Origin of the sequence: Pantoea sp. GCM10028869 (assembly GCF_042666835.1) — a bacterium.
GTDB classification, from domain to species: Bacteria; Pseudomonadota; Gammaproteobacteria; order Enterobacterales; family Enterobacteriaceae; genus Pantoea; species Pantoea leporis.
Genome location: NZ_JBHTGO010000008.1, coordinates 42,664 through 59,015, shown reverse-complemented (window position 1 = coordinate 59,015; position 16,352 = coordinate 42,664). Strand labels below are relative to the sequence as shown.

The 16,352-nt window shown below is 56.1% G+C and carries 15 protein-coding genes; 8 read left to right on the top strand and 7 right to left on the bottom strand.

Going from position 1 to position 16,352, the window contains the following annotated elements; genetic code table 11:
- Positions 1–106: 106 nt before the first annotated feature.
- Positions 107–349: an exopolysaccharide production protein YjbE gene (gene yjbE / locus ACFQW4_RS19140; RefSeq protein WP_101762681.1), complete on the bottom strand. Its 243-nt coding sequence runs from the start codon at positions 347–349 to the stop codon at positions 107–109.
- 512 nt (positions 350–861) lie between these two features.
- Here yjbE and ompR point away from each other — a divergent pair.
- Both ompR and envZ read left to right on the top strand, forming a co-directional pair.
- Entirely contained in the window at positions 862–1,581 is a 720-nt protein-coding gene (ompR, locus tag ACFQW4_RS19135; RefSeq protein ID WP_001157751.1) for a two-component system response regulator OmpR, read from the top strand.
- Positions 1,578–2,942, top strand: a complete 1,365-nt coding sequence (gene envZ, locus ACFQW4_RS19130; RefSeq protein WP_101762680.1) for a two-component system sensor histidine kinase EnvZ — start codon at positions 1,578–1,580, stop codon at positions 2,940–2,942. The genes ompR and envZ overlap by 4 nt, the downstream gene beginning before the upstream one ends.
- A gap of 36 nt (positions 2,943–2,978) precedes the next feature.
- Here envZ and pckA read toward each other — a convergent pair whose 3' ends face one another.
- From pckA to ACFQW4_RS19105, 5 genes are all read right to left on the bottom strand, one after another.
- The gene (gene pckA / locus ACFQW4_RS19125) at positions 2,979–4,598 is read right to left on the bottom strand and encodes a phosphoenolpyruvate carboxykinase (ATP) (RefSeq protein ID WP_377726685.1); all 1,620 of its coding nucleotides are present in this window, start codon (positions 4,596–4,598) and stop codon (positions 2,979–2,981) included.
- 274 nt (positions 4,599–4,872) lie between these two features.
- Positions 4,873–5,745: an Hsp33 family molecular chaperone HslO gene (hslO, locus tag ACFQW4_RS19120; protein WP_192414824.1), complete on the bottom strand. Its 873-nt coding sequence runs from the start codon at positions 5,743–5,745 to the stop codon at positions 4,873–4,875.
- 24 nt (positions 5,746–5,769) lie between these two features.
- Positions 5,770–6,171 (bottom strand): ribosome-associated heat shock protein Hsp15, encoded by a 402-nt coding sequence (gene hslR, locus ACFQW4_RS19115; protein ID WP_101762677.1) that lies wholly within the window; start codon positions 6,169–6,171, stop codon positions 5,770–5,772.
- Positions 6,172–6,189: 18 nt separating this feature from the next.
- Positions 6,190–6,858, bottom strand: coding sequence for a GMP/IMP nucleotidase (gene yrfG, locus ACFQW4_RS19110; RefSeq protein WP_101762676.1), 669 nt, complete (start codon positions 6,856–6,858; stop codon positions 6,190–6,192).
- Between the two features lie 53 nt (positions 6,859–6,911).
- Positions 6,912–9,053, bottom strand: a complete 2,142-nt coding sequence (locus ACFQW4_RS19105; protein ID WP_137386663.1) for an intracellular growth attenuator family protein — start codon at positions 9,051–9,053, stop codon at positions 6,912–6,914.
- A 397-nt stretch (positions 9,054–9,450) separates the two neighbouring features.
- Here ACFQW4_RS19105 and nudE point away from each other — a divergent pair, with 397 nt between their 5' ends.
- Positions 9,451–10,017, top strand: coding sequence for an ADP compounds hydrolase NudE (nudE, locus tag ACFQW4_RS19100; protein WP_101762674.1), 567 nt, complete (start codon positions 9,451–9,453; stop codon positions 10,015–10,017).
- A gap of 51 nt (positions 10,018–10,068) precedes the next feature.
- Here the strand turns inward: nudE and mrcA are convergent, their stop codons facing one another.
- On the bottom strand, positions 10,069–12,609 hold the full coding sequence (mrcA, locus tag ACFQW4_RS19095; protein ID WP_110867624.1) for a peptidoglycan glycosyltransferase/peptidoglycan DD-transpeptidase MrcA: 2,541 nt from the start codon (positions 12,607–12,609) through the stop codon (positions 10,069–10,071).
- Between the two features lie 149 nt (positions 12,610–12,758).
- On the opposite strand from mrcA, the gene pilM reads away from it, so the two are divergent.
- Genes pilM through hofQ form a run of 5 tightly spaced genes read left to right on the top strand, consistent with a single transcriptional unit; the run spans position 12,759 to position 16,168 of the window.
- Positions 12,759–13,568, top strand: a complete 810-nt coding sequence (pilM, locus tag ACFQW4_RS19090; RefSeq protein ID WP_280172163.1) for a pilus assembly protein PilM — start codon at positions 12,759–12,761, stop codon at positions 13,566–13,568.
- Entirely contained in the window at positions 13,568–14,110 is a 543-nt protein-coding gene (locus ACFQW4_RS19085) for a PilN domain-containing protein (RefSeq protein ID WP_377726678.1), read from the top strand. The genes pilM and ACFQW4_RS19085 overlap by 1 nt, the downstream gene beginning before the upstream one ends.
- On the top strand, positions 14,103–14,597 hold the full coding sequence (locus ACFQW4_RS19080) for a hypothetical protein (RefSeq protein ID WP_101762670.1): 495 nt from the start codon (positions 14,103–14,105) through the stop codon (positions 14,595–14,597). Before ACFQW4_RS19085 ends, ACFQW4_RS19080 begins: the two co-directional genes overlap by 8 nt.
- Positions 14,587–14,964 carry a HofP DNA utilization family protein gene (locus tag ACFQW4_RS19075; protein ID WP_350261220.1) on the top strand — a complete coding sequence of 126 codons (378 nt, stop codon included), beginning with the start codon at positions 14,587–14,589 and terminating at the stop codon, positions 14,962–14,964. The genes ACFQW4_RS19080 and ACFQW4_RS19075 overlap by 11 nt, the downstream gene beginning before the upstream one ends.
- Positions 14,909–16,168, top strand: coding sequence for a DNA uptake porin HofQ (hofQ, locus tag ACFQW4_RS19070; protein ID WP_101762668.1), 1,260 nt, complete (start codon positions 14,909–14,911; stop codon positions 16,166–16,168). Before ACFQW4_RS19075 ends, hofQ begins: the two co-directional genes overlap by 56 nt.
- Positions 16,169–16,352 lie beyond the last annotated feature (184 nt).

The following is a 16,352-nucleotide window of genomic DNA, read 5'->3' as shown; positions in this document are numbered from 1 at the left end:
TTCGCAAAACGCACACATCGTCGCGGCGCAATTGATTGCGCGATAAATCGCGCCGCGACGTAATGCGGTACTGGATAGCAGAGGTGAACTGAATGGCCGTGATGCGTTATTTACCGGCCTGGGTCGCGGTGGTGGTTGAGGTACCGCTGCCACCTTTGTCGCCGCCGCCCATGGTCGCCAGCGCCACGCCGAGCAGCGCGCCTACAGCGCCAACACCGATCGCGTCCGAGTTACCCTTCGCCGTCGTGGATGCCTGCGCGCCAGCCGCTTCGCCCGCGCTGGTGGCCGCCTGAACCTGAGTGAAGCTGGTCAGTACCAGTGCGCCCAGCAGAATTACCGTTTTTTTCATTTTTCTCTCTCCACATGAACTCAATAACAACAGGTACGAATCCAGTGTCGGAGATCGAGAGAAGAGAGGAAAGAGGAGATTACTGATTGATTTGTAGGAATTAATTTAACACTGGCCTTGTTTTTCATCGCTCGGGAATTGTTCCGAAAACAGATGCGCATTCCGCAAGAGAAATGCCCTATTTTATGCTGCCATCACTCCAACTCAGGCCTATTCTTCACCATCACCTTAAGTCAAATCGCCCTGAACGCCTCTCTGGCGGCGGGATTTTTTGTCATGAACCAGTAACAGAAAGAAAATGCGCCAAATTTTCAGATAAGCGCTAAGCGGCTTGAAAGCACAGATAAAAAACGCGAAGCGAAGCGCATTTCAGGGTCAAAAATAAATATAAGCTGCTGTTTAATATGCTTTGTAACAATTTCGGCTAGAATATAAACCATTAATGACTGTCACACTGAGGCCTCTTTTTTTAACAATATTGGCTCAGGCAATGGCGCCTTTGGGAGTTGAACATGCAAGAGAACTACAAAATTCTGGTCGTCGATGATGATATGCGTTTGCGTGCGTTGCTGGAGCGCTATCTCACCGAGCAGGGCTTTCAGGTGCGTAGCGTTGCCAACGCCGAGCAAATGGACCGACTGTTAACCCGCGAATCCTTCCACTTGATGGTGCTCGACTTGATGCTGCCGGGCGAAGATGGTTTGTCTATCTGCCGCCGTTTACGCAGTCAAAGCAACCCGATGCCGATCATCATGGTCACCGCGAAAGGCGAAGAAGTGGATCGTATCGTCGGTCTGGAAATCGGTGCGGATGACTACATTCCAAAACCGTTTAACCCGCGCGAACTGCTGGCGCGTATTCGTGCCGTATTGCGTCGTCAGGCCAATGAGTTGCCGGGCGCGCCTTCGCAGGAAGAAGCGGTTATCGCCTTCGGTAAGTTTAAGCTGAACCTCGGCACCCGCGAGATGTTCCGTGAAGATGAGCCAATGCCGCTGACCAGCGGTGAGTTTGCCGTGCTGAAAGCGCTGGTGAGCCATCCGCGTGAGCCTCTGTCACGCGATAAGCTGATGAACCTGGCGCGTGGCCGTGAATACAGCGCCATGGAACGCTCCATCGACGTGCAGATCTCGCGTCTGCGCCGCATGGTGGAAGAAGATCCGGCGCATCCACGTTACATTCAGACCGTTTGGGGTCTTGGCTACGTATTCGTTCCGGACGGCAGCAAAGCATGAGGCGATTGCGCTTCTCACCCCGCAGTTCGTTTGCCCGCACCTTGTTATTGATTGTTACCTTGCTGTTCGTCAGCCTGGTAACAACCTATTTGGTGGTGCTCAATTTCGCCATTCTTCCCAGCTTGCAGCAGTTCAATAAGGTCCTCGCGTACGAAGTACGTATGTTGATGACCGATCGGCTGCAGCTGGAAGACGGAACGCAGTTGGAAGTGCCACCGGCCTTCCGACGCGAAATTTATCGTGAGCTGGGCATCTCGTTGTATACCAACGCGGCGGCGGAAGAGAGCGGTTTGCGCTGGGCGCAACATTACGAATTCCTCAGTGAGCAGATGGGCCAGCAGCTGGGCGGTCCTACCGATGTCCGTGTCGAGGTGAATAAAAACTCGCCGGTGGTGTGGCTGAAAACCTGGCTGTCGCCGGATATCTGGGTGCGCGTGCCGCTCACCGAAATCCATCAGGGCGACTTCTCACCGCTGTTCCGCTACACGCTGGCGATTATGCTGCTGGCGATTGGCGGCGCCTGGCTGTTTATCCGCATCCAGAACCGACCCCTGGTGGATCTGGAGCATGCGGCGTTGCAGGTCGGTAAAGGCATCATTCCACCGCCGCTTCGTGAATACGGCGCGTCGGAAGTGCGTTCGGTGACGCGGGCGTTTAACCAAATGGCGGCCGGTGTGAAGCAGTTGGCCGACGATCGTACCTTGTTAATGGCGGGTGTCAGCCACGATTTGCGTACGCCGCTGACGCGCATTCGTCTCGCTACTGAGATGATGGGCGAGCAGGATGGTTATCTGGCGGAGTCGATCAACAAAGATATCGAAGAGTGCAACGCGATTATCGAGCAGTTCATCGACTATCTGCGTACCGGTCAGGAGATGCAGACCGAGCGTGCCGACCTCAACAGCGTGCTGGGCGAAGTGGTGGCGGCAGAGAGCGGCTACGAGCGCGAGATTGAGAACGCGGTGATGTCCGAGGATTTGATGCTGGATATCAACCCGCTGTCGATCAAGCGCGCGCTGGCGAATCTGGTGGTCAACGCGGCGCGTTATGGCAATGGATGGATTAAGGTCAGCAGCGGCAAGGAGCTGAACCGCGCGTGGTTCCAGGTGGAAGATGATGGTCCGGGCATCAAGCCGGATCAGCTACAGCATCTGTTCCAGCCGTTTGTGCGCGGCGACAGCGCGCGCAGTACCAGCGGCACCGGTCTCGGTTTGGCGATTGTGCAGCGTATTATCGATGCGCATGAAGGCTCGCTGGAGATTGGTGACAGCGACCGGGGCGGATTGCGGATTCGTGCCTGGTTGCCGATTCCGGAAGGCAGCAGCGCTACGGCGGTGGCGAGTATCAATCACAGTGCGTGATACCCGGCGGGCATTTATGCCCACCGGGTTTTCACATCACAACTGCGGACCCGCCTGCACTAACGCTTTACCCGCATCGTTATCGGTATATTTCTCAAAGTTAGTAATAAAGCGCTGCGCCAGATCCTGCGCGGCTTGCTGCCAGGCCGCTTCTGTCGGCCAGCTGCGGCGCGGATCGAGAATCGCGCTAGCCACCTGCGGCAGAACTTTAGGCATCTGCAGGTTGAACACCGGCAAGGTGTCAGTCTCAACCTCATCCAGCTCACCGGCCAGAATCGCGTTGATGATGGCGCGCGTGTCTTTCAACGAAATGCGCTTGCCGCTGCCGTTCCAGCCGGTATTCACCAGATACGCCTGCGCACCTGCCGCTTCCATACGCTTCACCAGCACGTCTGAATATTGCGTTGGGTGCAGCGTCAGGAACGCCGCGCCAAAGCAGGCAGAGAAGGTGGGCGCTGGCTGCGTGACGCCGCGCTCGGTGCCGGCCAATTTGGCGGTAAAGCCAGACAGGAAATGGTATTGCGTCTGTTCCGGCGTCAAGCGTGAAACCGGCGGCAGCACGCCAAAAGCATCGGCGGTAAGGAAAATCACCCGCTTCGCATGGCCCGCTTTCGACACCGGCTGCACGATGTTCTCGATATGCTCGATCGGATAAGAGACGCGGGTGTTCTCGGTCTTGCTGCCGTCGGCGTAATCCACGCTGCCATCGGCGCGCACCACCACATTTTCCAGCAGCGCATTGCGGCGAATCGCACGGTAGATCTCCGGCTCCGCCTGCTCAGACAGATTGATGGTTTTGGCGTAGCAGCCGCCTTCAAAATTGAACACGCCGTCGTCATCCCAGCCATGTTCGTCATCGCCAATCAGCTGGCGATCCGGATCGGTGGACAACGTGGTTTTACCGGTGCCGGACAGGCCGAAGAACACCGCCACATCGCCCGCTTTGCCGACATTAGCCGAACAGTGCATTGAAGCGATGCCTTTCAGCGGCAGCAGGTAGTTCATGATGGCGAACAGCCCTTTCTTCATCTCGCCGCCGTACCAGGTGCCGCCAATCAGCTGCATGCGCTCGGTCAGGTTGAAGGCGACGAAGTTCTCGGAGTGCAGACCTTGCGCCTGCCAGTCTGGATTGGTGCACTGCGCGGCGTTCATCACCACGAAATCCGGTTTGAAGTCAGCCAGTTCGGCTGCGCTCGGGCGGATAAACATGTTTTTGACGAAGTGCGCCTGCCAGGCCACTTCCATCACGAAGCGCACGCTGAGGCGCGTGTCAGGATTGGCACCGCAGAACGCATCAATCACAAACAGGCGTTTGCCGGAAAGCTGCTGGGTGCAGCGATCTTTCAACGCCTGCCAGGTTTCCTGTGACAGCGGCTGGTTATCATTTTTACCGTTGCCGACATCGTTCCACCACAGCGTGTCGCGCGTGGTGTCATCCCGAACGATGTACTTATCTTTTGGCGAGCGACCCGTGAAGATGCCGGTATCCACGGCAATAGCACCGCTCTGCGTCAGAATGCCTCGCGCATAACCTTCCAGCTCTGGGCGAGTTTCTTCCTGAAACAGGGTGTCGAAATCAGGGTTGTACACCACTTCGGTGGTGCCGCTGATGCCCATAGAGGCGAGGTCTTGCGATGTCAGGCCGTTAACGCGCATGTGACTGCTCCTTTAATCGGTATCTGTTACTGCATATTTTTTATGGGGTGATTCTGCCGCCTGCCTGCATAGCCACGCAGGGCAGATCGCGCGCAGTGTACTCTTCTGAGCACAGCGGAAAAGAGAAGATAGTCAGAAATGCGAGCTGGAACGTGACAAGTAGAGAAATCTGCCACTTATGAAACTAAAGTCAGCGTTATTTAGCTAATAACCGTGATAAATGATAGGGATACGTTCAGCAGGAATGCGGGCGGATGAACCGCCCGGCAGGTAATTAATGCACGTGATCGCTGTTGTTGGTTGGCGCGTTACGAATGGCGGCAATATCCACTGCATCGAACACGTAATGCGATCCGCAATAGTCGCAATTCATATCGATTTCGCCATCCTCTGCGAGGATTTCGTCCACTTCCTCAACCGGCAACGTGCTCAGCACTTCACCGCAGCGCTCGCGTGAACAGGTGCACTTGAAGCTGACTGGCGACGGATCGAACACGGTGGCTTCTTCCTGATGATACAGGCGCCACAGCACGTCGGTGGCGGGCAGCTCAATCAGCTCTTCGCTCTTCACGGTTTCGGTCAGCGTGGCGAGGTGATTGAAATCATCCAGGCTCGGCTCTTGCGCTGGCAGCACCTGCAGCAGAATGCCGGCTGCGCCTTTGTCGCTGGTGCGGATAAACAGGCGCGTTGGCAACTGCTCAGAACGCATGAAGTAATCTTCCAGACAACCCGCCAGCGTATCTGCTTCCAGGCCAACCACGCCCTGATAGCGCTCGCCTTTCTCTGGCGAAATGGTGATCACCAGATAGCCGTTGCCGACCATCTCTTTCAGGCTGCTGCCGGGTGCGATCTCCGCGTCTTCTTGCACGCGCGCCACGCCACGCAACTCCTGACGGTTGTTACCGTTGATCACCGCCAGCGTCAGCGGACCGTCGCCCTGTAACTGCACCGTGATATCACCGTCAAACTTCAGCGTTGCCGTTAGCAGGCTGGTGGCTACCAGCAGCTCGCCCAGCAAGGTTTTTACCGGCTCAACGTAGTGGTGATTTTCGACGATTTCACGCCAGGTTTCGCTCACATTGACCAGCTCGCCGCGCACGGCGACGTTTTCGAACAGGTAACGGTGCAGTTGATCGTTCGCAGACATAGTGTTTCTCTCGTTGGGGGCGCGTTATTTATCACCCGACAATTTAAATTTCATCAGATCGCGGCGCTCTTTCTTATCCGGGCGGCGATCGGGGTGCGGCATGGTTAAGGCATTCATCTTGCGTGCCAGCGCGGTTTTCTCGCGCTTGTCGATGCTGGCGGCGGTTTCGGCATACAGCGCCTGGGCTTCGCTGGCCGGACGACGCTGATCGGTCACGGCGGTGATCACCACGGTGCGCTCATCGTTGCCCTGACGCAGCGTCAATTCAGCATTGAGCTCCACCAGTTTGCTCGGCTTGCTGCGCTGACCGTTGTAATGCACTTTGCCGCCTTCGACCATTTCGCGTGCCAGCGCACGCGTTTTGTAGAAGCGCGCGGCCCACAGCCATTTGTCGAGGCGCACGCCTTCGCTCACTTTCTCTTTCATGGTATTGCGGCTCCTGCTTTAACGCAGCGTCTCACACAATTGGCGATAATCGCGTACCGCCGGATGACGCTGGAAAGATTGATCGGGCCGACCGGAATCCGGATTGCTGACGCCTAAGCACCAGCGGATGCCCCAGCGTGTTGCTGCATCCAGAATCGCTTCGCTGTCATCAATGAATAGCGTGCGCGCGCTGTCAAACGCAGTGTGTTGCTGAACGGCTTGCCAGAGACGCGGATCCTCTTTCGGATATCCAAAGGTATGGGTGGAAAGTAATAAATCAAGGTGGGCAGCTAATCCGGTCTGCTCCAGTTTCACATCCAGATTGTAAGGATGCGCATTGGTCAACAGAATCGTGCGCTTACCTGCGGCACGCAGCGCCTGCAATAGCGGCAGCGTATCTTCACGCATTGCCGCGCGGTGGCGCTTCTCCCACGTCATGGCGCGAATATCCAGCGCCAGTTCCTGAGACCAGTAATCGAGACAATACCAGTTTAGCGTATGCACCACGGCCTGGTATTTCTGCTCAATCAGCTGATGCGCTTCGCCCAGCGTGATGGCGCGTTCGCGGCTCAGGGTTTCCGGAACGTGTTCCAGCCAGAAGTGGCGATCAAAGGCGAGATCGAGCAAGGTGCCGTCCATATCCAGCAGCACGGTATCAATCTCTGACCAGTTAAGCGTAACCTGCATTGTCTTTCTCGCCGCAAAAAAGTGGGCGACAGGGTAGCACAGAAGGAGAGGGCTCAGAACAGCGAGCGCACGCTCTGCATAGTGTTCAGATTGTGGTTGAAGCACTTATCGTAATACTGCTGAATTTCCGCCATGCGCAGGCGATTGCGATGAATACGACGCAGCGCCAGCAAGCCGTTGATCACCGCGCTGGCAATCAGCACCAGCATCAACAGCGTGGTACCCAAATAGCGCCATTGCGCCATGGCATCCGGCTCGTTATGCAGCGCGATATGGCGTGTGCCGTTGGCATCGGTGGTAATACTGGTGATGATGCCGCTGGCGGCGAATGGCGTATGCAGCAGCATGCCAGACATGCGTTGCAGTTCGCGCCATTGCGAAGGCGCATCAAGATCGAACAGCGGTACCGACGGCTGCGGTTGCATCACCATCTGACGACCTTCATCACTGACAATCAGGAAGCCGCCCGGCGGTGGACTATTGAGGTTTTCAGCCGCACGACGCGTTTCACGCGCGAAGAAGCTGGAGGTGGCGGTGTTCACCAGATTTTCCAGCGCTTCGGCACTCACCGGACGCAGTAGTACGTTCATGCCATTCAGCTTGCCAGAATCCGCACGGTGAATCAGTGAATCCCAATCTTTGGCGTTGCCGAGATTCACCAGCGCATTTTTCAGGCGTACGCAATCCTGCTGCTGGCTGCACAGATCCTGGGTTTTCAGCACCAAATCCGAGAAGTCATCCAGCAGAATCATGCCCGATTTCTGAATCGCCGAGGCGAGCTGCGGATTGAGTTTGGGATCGGTATTGGTTTCCGGATGCAGCTGGCGCGTGGTGGTATCGAGCAGCGCCGAGGCTTTATCGATGATCTCCGATTGCGGCTGTGGCAGCGGCGCGGCGTTATTCCAGTAAATCGCCGAGCAGTCGAACGGCATGTAGGCGTAGCTGCGATTGCTTTGATAATTGCCCGGTACCGAACACATGCCGGTGCCGCCCACTTTCAAAATGTCGCCGATGTGCAGCGGCAGCGCATTCAGCTTATCCACGCTATTCACTTCAATGCTCTCGGTGCCTTTCACCCATGCAAGGCTGAGTTTGATCGGCATGCTGAGAGGAATCCAGGTGAATAGCATGACCAGCACCAGCAGCGAGCCGCACGCCAGCACCAGATTTTTACGCCAGCGCTGCACCGGGAAGTTACGCACTTCATCCTGCAGCGACAGGAAGCGCCCCTGACGCACTACCTGACGATTGAGGTACATATCGACGTCGGTGGTTTGGCCTAAATCGTGCGCTACATACGGCTGCCAGTGCGCGGGATAGATTAAATCAATAATGCCCAGCGAGATGTTGCTCTGCTCCTGATTGGATTCACCAAACAGGCCCCAGCGCTTGGGCGCACCGCGCAGGCAATGCACATCGCGCAAACCTTTGGCGCCAGGGAAGCGATAGAGGAACCACAGGCTAACGGCGATCATCAGGCAGCCGAGCAGCGCAATCCAGCCCATCAGGCTGCCGGGCAGCACCAGACTCAGGAAGAACAGCAGGAAAGCGAAACAGATGGCGACCGCTTCACGCGTGCCGTCGGCGCGAGAAAGCTGATACTCTTCTGAGGTCTCTTTGCGTACCTGCAGCAGCTCAACATTCTCGCTCTCTTCTTTACGAATCGACGCGTTAGTGGACATCGGACGCACCAGTGGCGGCAGCGCCGGTTGTTCTACCGCGTAATTCACCAGCGAATGTCCGTTAAGCGAAATCACCAGCGGCAGCGTTTGCGTGCGGATCAGCTCTACGTGGTTCTCTTCGGCTATGTACTGTTCCCAAAGCGGCGGAAGATGCACTTCGACTTCATCGAGATAGTAGCGCCACTTCTGCGGATCGTCGGTGGAGAGGCCATAGCGGGTGATGGAGCGGGTGACAGGATAAACATTGTTGCTTTGCGCGGTGAGCGTCAGCGCTTGAGGTTCGCGCGGCTTCTTTGCGGATCGCGCGCTGCTGTGTTGCTGCTGTTTCACTAGTAGCGCGATGTACTTTTCAACGGCAGCGCGTTCTTCGTCGGTGAGCTTGCGATTAGGCGGACTGATAAACGGCAGTGGTTTCGCCAACGGCGGACGATGCCGCATAGCGAACCAATAGCCGATACCTGCTAATAAGGAACAGGCGAGCATGACAGCCAGAATGACAATATAAGTGCTCATGCTTTGCTCAATCCAGCCAAAAAACTGCCTTCACGTTAACGAATTACTCCCGGTGAATCCATCAATACAAGTCAATTTTGGCGAGCAGATGTCATTCTGACAAGGGAAAAGTCAGATAAAATAACGCGCAAAATCATTTAATTATAGTTTGTTAGATCATTCCTTAACGGGATGTTAACCAGACATGACTCAACTAAATATCGGTATTTTCTGAATTTAACCCCACACCGTTGACTTATTGTGAATTTTTAACTGCATAGATAACAAGAAGTTGTTAGCAGCCATAAGTGAATGTGTGTCACCATAGTTTACTTACGCTGCGTGTCGCACAATAGTTCTGGCTTCGGTATGCTGGCGTCATCACGTTTCACAGGGTTGTGCTAAGTTTGAGGCTGATATGAAAACCCCAATGAAAAAACCTGACATCCTCAATGTGGCAGCGGTGGCCCGCTCCCGCCTGTTCACCATCGAAGCGGTCGATCTCGCTTTCAGTAATGGCGCGCGCCGCGTTTATGAGCGCATGAAACCTTCCGACCGTGAAGCGGTGATGATTGTGCCGATAATTGGCGATGACGTGATCCTGATTCAGGAGTATGCCGTCGGTCTGGAAAGCTATGAACTGGGCTTTCCTAAAGGGCTAATCGATCCTGGCGAAAGCGCCTTTGAAGCCGCCGATCGTGAACTGAAAGAAGAAGCGGGATTTGGTGCCACCAAACTGGAAGCGCTGGGCAAGCTGACCATGGCGCCCTCATATTTCTCCAGCAAGATGAACATCGTGGTGGCGGAAGGTTTGTACGAAGAGAAGCTGGAAGGTGATGAGCCGGAGCCGCTAATTGTCCATCGCTGGCCGCTAAATAATCTGCTGGCGCTGCTGGATGAACCCGACTTCCGCGAAGCGCGTAACGTCAGCGCGCTGTTTATGGTGCGTGAGTGGCTGGTGAAGCAGGGCCGTTTAAGCTACTAAATTGCATCATCATTAAAAAAAGAAAGCCGGCGCATTTGCCGGCTTTTTTGATCAGAACAGTTCGTGGCTTTCGCCGTTGTCCATGAGGGTGGTGCCGACATCATGCACCGAATACTCGGTTGGCTGGGTGCCGTTGATGAAGTACTCCTGACGCGAGTTACCGCCGTTAGCCAACTTGCCGGTGCCGCGATCGATGTTAACGGTAACCACGCCATCTGGCGGTGTTAGCGGCTGTACCGGCACGCCTTCCAGCGCGGATTTCATATAGTCATCCCACGCTGGCTGTGCACTCTTCGCGCCGCCTTCGTAACCGGAGATTTGATCCGGTATCGCACCTGACATGGTGGAGCGACCCAACGCGCGTGAATCATCGAAACCAATCCACACCGACGTTACCACGCCCGGACCATAACCAGAGAACCACGCATCTTTCGAGCTATTGGTGGTACCGGTTTTGCCGCCGATATCGTTACGCTTCAGATCACGACCGGCACGCCAGCCCGTTCCCATCCAGCCCGGCTCGCCGAAGATGTTGGTGTTCAGCGCGCTCTTGATCAGGAATGACAGCGGCGTGTTGATCACGTGCGGAGCATACTGCTGCTCGCCACCCGGCTGTGCAGGCACTTGCTCCAGCTCCGGTTGCGGCACGGTTTGGTTCTGCGATTGATCGGAGGTCGCGACATTCTCGACGCTCTCTTCATTCAACGCGACCGACTTTTTGGTGTCGCCATAGATCACCGGCAGGTTGCACTGCGGACAGGCAATCTTCGGTTTCTCTTCGAAGATCACGCCGCCTTGTTCATTCTCAATCTTCGCGATGAAGTACGGATCAACCAGGAAGCCGCCGTTCGCCATCACCGCGTAGCCGCGTACCACCTGCATTGGGGTAAAGGACGCCGCGCCTAAGGCTAACGATTCGGTATGCACGATGTTCTGCGCCGGGAAGCCGAAACGCTGCAGATATTCCGCCGCGTAATCAACGCCCATCGCACGCATCGCACGTACCATCACCACGTTTTTCGACTCGCCTAACCCCTGACGCAAACGGATTGGACCTGCATACGTTGGCGGTGAGTTCTTCGGACGCCAGTCAGCACCCGCACCGGCATCCCAGCGCGAAATCGGCACGTCGTTGAGAATCGATGCCAGCGTTAAACCGCGATCCATCGCTGCGGTATACAGGAAGGGTTTGATGTTGGAACCCACCTGACGCAGCGCCTGGGTTGCGCGGTTGAACATGCTCTGATTGAAGTCGAAACCGCCGACCAGCGCGCGAACCGCACCATCTTCTGGATTGAGTGACACCAGCGCCGAGTTCACCGCCGGAACCTGGCCGAGCCACCAGTCGTCATTCACTTTACGCACCCAAATCTGCTGGCCGGTTTGCAGCACCTGCGTCACGCTGCGCGGCGTTGGGCCTTGCAGCGTGTCAGATTTGTAAGCGCGTGCCCAGCGTACGCCGGCCATATTCAGCGTAACGCTGCTGCCATCTTTCAGCATCGCCGTGGCGTGATCGGCGCTGGCGCTGGTGATCACCGCAGCATTCAGCGGTCCGTAAGTTGGCAGATTTTTCAGCGCATTCTGGATGCGGGTTTGATCCCAGCTCGCTTCGCCCACTTTCCACAGCACATTGGTTGGACCGCGATAGCCGTGGCGCATGTCATACGCCATCACATTATTACGCACCGCCTGCTGCGCGGCTTCCTGCAGATGGCGGGTGACGGTGGTGTAAACCTTGTAACCATCTTCATAGGCTTTATCGCCATAACGCTTCACCATCTCCTGACGCACCATTTCACTTAAGTAAGGTGCAGAGAAGGCGATTTCCGGGCCGTGATAGCTGGCCGTCAGCGGCGAGTTACGCGCTTCGTTATATTGCTGCTGCGTGATGTAGTTTTGATCCAGCATACGCGCCAGCACCACATTACGACGCGCCAGCGCACGCGTATGAGAATAGAGCGGGTTGAACGTCGAAGGTGCTTTTGGCAACCCAGCAATCATCGCCATTTCACTCAGCGACAGTTGATCAATAGGTTTACCAAAGTAGACCTGCGCCGCCGCACCCACGCCGTACGCGCGATAGCCGAGATAAATCTTGTTGAGATAGAGCTCAAGGATTTCATCTTTGCTTAGCAGCTGTTCGATACGGATCGCGAGGAACGCTTCCTTAATCTTACGCATCAAGGTGCGTTCCGGGCTGAGGAAGAAGTTACGCGCCAGCTGTTGAGTAATGGTACTGGCACCCTGCGAGGCGTGACCGGACATCAGCGCAATGCTGGCTGCACGGAAAATCCCCACCGGATCGACACCGTGATGCTCGTAGAAACGGCTATCTTCGGTGGCAATAAACGCTTTGATTAACTCAGGCGGCATCTGTTGTAGGGTCAGCGGGACACGGCGCTTCTCGCCGTACTGGGCGATTAGATCGCCATCCGCGCTGTAAACCTGCATAGGAGTTTGCAGGCGCACATCTTTCAATGTGTTCACATCAGGCAGCTGCGGCTCTATGTATTTGTACAAACCATAAACCGTGCCGGCTCCCAGCAAAATGCAACACACTGCAAGGATCAATAAATACTTTACGAACTTCACCTGAGAATTCCCATCTGTTGTCGTTTGAGCAGTTTATAAGCAACCGCGCGGTAGTATAAAGACAAGCCTGACGCATTCATATACCTGTCAGGCTTGAAGTTGCCGGGGTATCAGCACTCTGACCTTTTAATGATAAGGAGATCGCGCGTATGGCTTTTCAGCGCTGGCAAATTGGACTGGATATCCAAAACGGACAACTGTGTGCCCTTGGCATCGAACGCCGACGTCATGGTTGGCAGTTGCGACACTGGTGGCAACAAACGCTGCCGCAAGATACGTTAAGAAACGGCGTGCTGCAAACCACGCCTGCGTTACTGGATATGTTAGGGCGCTGGCAGCGCCATCTGCCGAAGCGCTATTCACTGCGCGTTGGCCTGCCGCCGCAGTTGGTATTGCAACGCACTTTGCCGCTGCCGGAAACCTCGCTGCGTGAACCCGCGCTGGGGCGCTATGTGGCGGCTTCTGCGCAGCGTCTGTTTCCCGTCGAACCCGCTTCGCTGTCGCTGGATTATCGCTCACCGGGCAAGGATGCACCGCTTTACGTTACCGCGGCACGGCGCGAGGTGATTACGCAATGGCTGACGCCGCTCAAACAGGCAGGTCTGCGACCGGACGTGTTTGAGCTGAGTAGCCTGGCGCTGACGCAGATCGCCATGCGCCTGCCGTTACGCCACAACCACTTATTGATTCATCCGCTTAGCGATCATTGGCTATGGACGCTGGTGGGGGAAAGCACCACTTCAGGTGCGGCCACTGAACCTCTCACCCTCGCGCAGCTGCGCGAAACCTTCCCGCAGATGGAAAGCGTATTCTGCACCTCAACTCAGGTTTTGCCTGAGGAGCAGGTTAAACGCTGCAAGCCGTTTTCGCTGCTGCACTATCTGCAACCACCGTTGCCTGCACAGGAAGGTATTTTTGCCATCGCGCTTGGGCTGGCGCTGCGCCCGGAGGATGTCTGATGCTGGCGGTCAACCTGCTTCCCTGGCGCATCCAGCAATCGCAGCGGCGGCGCCAGCAGAGCCTCTCGCTGCTGTCGCTTACGCTGGTCTGCACCTTGCTGATCCTCTCATTACTGTGGTGGCGCGGCGTCATTGCACGGCAGCAACAAACGGACGCGCTGATGGATATCACCTCTCTCCTCAGCTTACTGCAGCAACAGCTGGAACAGCAGCAATCGCTGTTGAAGCTGCGTGAATCACTTCTTCAGGCGCAGCAGGCACAGCTGCAACGGCAAGATCAGCATCAGCGCTGGCAGCATTTTTGGCAGCAACTGCCGGAGTTAATGCCAGACACCTTGTGGCTCAATCGCCTCGAACGTCGGCAAGGGCAACTGGTGTTGGAAGGGCGGGCGCAGAGCATGGCGGCTGTCAGTGATTTTCGTCATCAGCTCATGACTCAGCCGCTGTTCAGCAGCGTAAAGCAGGGCGGTGTGAAGCGCGAAGCGGGCGGCGACTATCGTTTTGCTTTGCATGCGCGCGTGCAGGAGGTAGCCGATGAATGAACTCCTGCAGCGCTGGCTGATGCTCACGCTGCCGCTGCGCATGCTGGGACTTTTGACGTTATCGCTGGGGCTGTTTGCGCTGACGTGGATCGTGCTGCTTCGTCCGCAGCAGCAGATGCGTGAAGCGCAAGCGCGGCAGCTGGAACAGATGCGTCAACAGCAGCAACAGCGGTTGCAACAGCTGGCTTCACTTCCGGCTATTGATGTGTTGCAGAGCGAGATTAGCCTGCTGCAGCAACCCACGAAGGATACCGGCACTCAGCAAACGCTGGAGCGAATCGTGGCAGCGCGCGGCAATCAGCTGGAAGCCTGGCATCCGGATAGCCAGCCGCAGCAGCTGCAATTAAGGCTTGCCTGGCCGCAATTTCTGCCGCTGTTTAGTGAACTAGCCAGCACCCGATTACCGGTGCCACAACGCTTTCAGCTGCAAGCCGAGCAAGGCGTATTGAACACGCAACTGTGGCTGGAGAGTGACGATGCGGAGTAGCGCCTTGCTGTTGTTACTCTGCAGCTCGCTGGCGCTGGCGCGCGATCCTTTCCAGCCGCTGGCAGCAACGCTGTGTCAGACGCAGATTGCTGCGCCAGAAGGCTGGCGCTTGCAGGGCATTATTGGCACGGCGCCGCACTACGTGGCGTGGCTGGTGTCACCTCAAGGCAAAAGCCATCGGGTGGATAATCAAGCGCCTTTTCCCCAGCCGCCCTGGCAAGTCGTGCAGCTTACGTCGCGCATGCTGGTGTTGAGCGCAGTACAAAGCTGCACGCCACAGCAAATCACATGGGTAATAAAAGGAGGTTTTTATGAAATGGATGACGTTACTGATGCTGCTGTGTCTGAGCATGCCGCTGCGCGCTAACGACGACCGATTAAGTCTGACGTTTGATGATGCGCCGGTTGAACGCATTTTGCAGGCGCTGGCAGATTATCAGCAGACCAACCTGTTGATTGCGCCGGGCGTTGAAGGTCGGCTGTCGCTGCGCTTAGACAATGTCGGCTGGGATCGCGCGCTCGCGCTGGTGACGCAGCTGGCAAAACTCACCGTGGTGCAGGAAGAGGGCGTTTTGCTGGTCTATCCGGAAAGCTGGCAGCAGCAGCAGGCGCAACAGGAAAAGGTGGAGCGTGAGGAGGAGAAGCAGCAAACGCCGCTGGAACAACAAACCGTGACGCTTCATTACGCCAGCGCCAGCGATATTTACCGCAGCCTGCAAGCCGAACGCTCGTTGATGACGCCGCGCGGTAGCGTCACGGTCGATAGCCGCACCAACAGTTTACTGCTGCGCGATACGGCTGAGGCATTGCGTGACACCGAGCGCTGGTTAAAAGCGCTGGATTTGCCGCTCGAGCAGGTTGAGCTCGCGGCACATATCGTCACCATCAATGAAGAGCATCTGCGCGAGTTAGGTGTTAACTGGGGCACGTCACCGGCAGAAGTGGTAACGCAGGCGTTGCGCAACCCGCTGCTCGAGATTCCTCTTGCGGTGAGTAATCCGGCGTTTCGCGCGGGCGTGACGCTGGGCCAGGTCAGCGGCGAACTGCTCAACCTGGAACTGAGTGCGCTGGAGCAGGAGAACCAAATCGAAATCATCGCCAGTCCGCGCTTGTTTACCTCGCATCAGCAAACCGCCAGCATCAAACAGGGCACGGAAATCCCTTATGAGGTGAAATCGGGCAACAGCGGTGCCACCGCCATTGAATTTAAGGAAGCGGTTTTAGGCATGGAAGTGACGCCGGTGGTGCTGGGAAATGGCCGCATCCAGCTCAAACTGCGGCTGAGCCAGAACTTGCCAGGGCGCAGTGTAAACATTGGCGACAACCAGGTGCTGAGTATTGATAAGCAGGAGATTGAGACTCAGGTGACGCTGCGCGATGGCGAAACCTTAGCGCTGGGCGGCATTTTCCAGCAGCAGCGCACGCAGAGCGAAAAACGCGTGCCCTGGCTGGGCGATATGCCTTTATTAGGGAATTTGTTCCGTCAGCAAACTGATGAGCAGAAGAAAAAGGAGCTGGTGATCTTTATTACTCCCAGACTGGTCAGGGAAGCAGCGCTTACTGCCGGATAAAGCGGAAAATTCGTTCTGTGAGGCCAACTGCGTTGACGCAGGGCTGGAATTAGCTTACAAGGTTTAGCGATTTTCAAAACGGTGTAACGGAACGCGGCAGAATAACCTTCCGAATGACGTTGGTCACAAGCGATACTGACGTCAAAAGAAATATCGCCAAAATAATTCGAGCTCCAGTAAGACG

Excerpts from the sequence above, each read along its gene's own strand:
- ACFQW4_RS19105 (WP_137386663.1), bottom strand. The coding sequence starts at position 9,053 with ATGAGCACTTATATTGTCATTCTGGCTGTCATGCTCGCCTGTTCCTTA.
- envZ (WP_101762680.1), top strand. The coding sequence starts at position 1,578 with ATGAGGCGATTGCGCTTCTCACCCCGCAGTTCGTTTGCCCGCACCTTG.
- ACFQW4_RS19085 (WP_377726678.1), top strand. The coding sequence starts at position 13,568 with ATGCTGGCGGTCAACCTGCTTCCCTGGCGCATCCAGCAATCGCAGCGG.
- ompR (WP_001157751.1), top strand. The coding sequence starts at position 862 with ATGCAAGAGAACTACAAAATTCTGGTCGTCGATGATGATATGCGTTTG.
- yrfG (WP_101762676.1), bottom strand. The coding sequence starts at position 6,858 with ATGCAGGTTACGCTTAACTGGTCAGAGATTGATACCGTGCTGCTGGAT.
- hofQ (WP_101762668.1), top strand. The coding sequence starts at position 14,909 with ATGAAATGGATGACGTTACTGATGCTGCTGTGTCTGAGCATGCCGCTG.
- ACFQW4_RS19080 (WP_101762670.1), top strand. The coding sequence starts at position 14,103 with ATGAATGAACTCCTGCAGCGCTGGCTGATGCTCACGCTGCCGCTGCGC.
- hslR (WP_101762677.1), bottom strand. The coding sequence starts at position 6,171 with ATGAAAGAGAAAGTGAGCGAAGGCGTGCGCCTCGACAAATGGCTGTGG.
- pckA (WP_377726685.1), bottom strand. The coding sequence starts at position 4,598 with ATGCGCGTTAACGGCCTGACATCGCAAGACCTCGCCTCTATGGGCATC.
- ACFQW4_RS19075 (WP_350261220.1), top strand. The coding sequence starts at position 14,587 with ATGCGGAGTAGCGCCTTGCTGTTGTTACTCTGCAGCTCGCTGGCGCTG.
- hslO (WP_192414824.1), bottom strand. The coding sequence starts at position 5,745 with ATGTCTGCGAACGATCAACTGCACCGTTACCTGTTCGAAAACGTCGCC.
- nudE (WP_101762674.1), top strand. The coding sequence starts at position 9,451 with ATGAAAACCCCAATGAAAAAACCTGACATCCTCAATGTGGCAGCGGTG.
- yjbE (WP_101762681.1), bottom strand. The coding sequence starts at position 349 with ATGAAAAAAACGGTAATTCTGCTGGGCGCACTGGTACTGACCAGCTTC.
- pilM (WP_280172163.1), top strand. The coding sequence starts at position 12,759 with ATGGCTTTTCAGCGCTGGCAAATTGGACTGGATATCCAAAACGGACAA.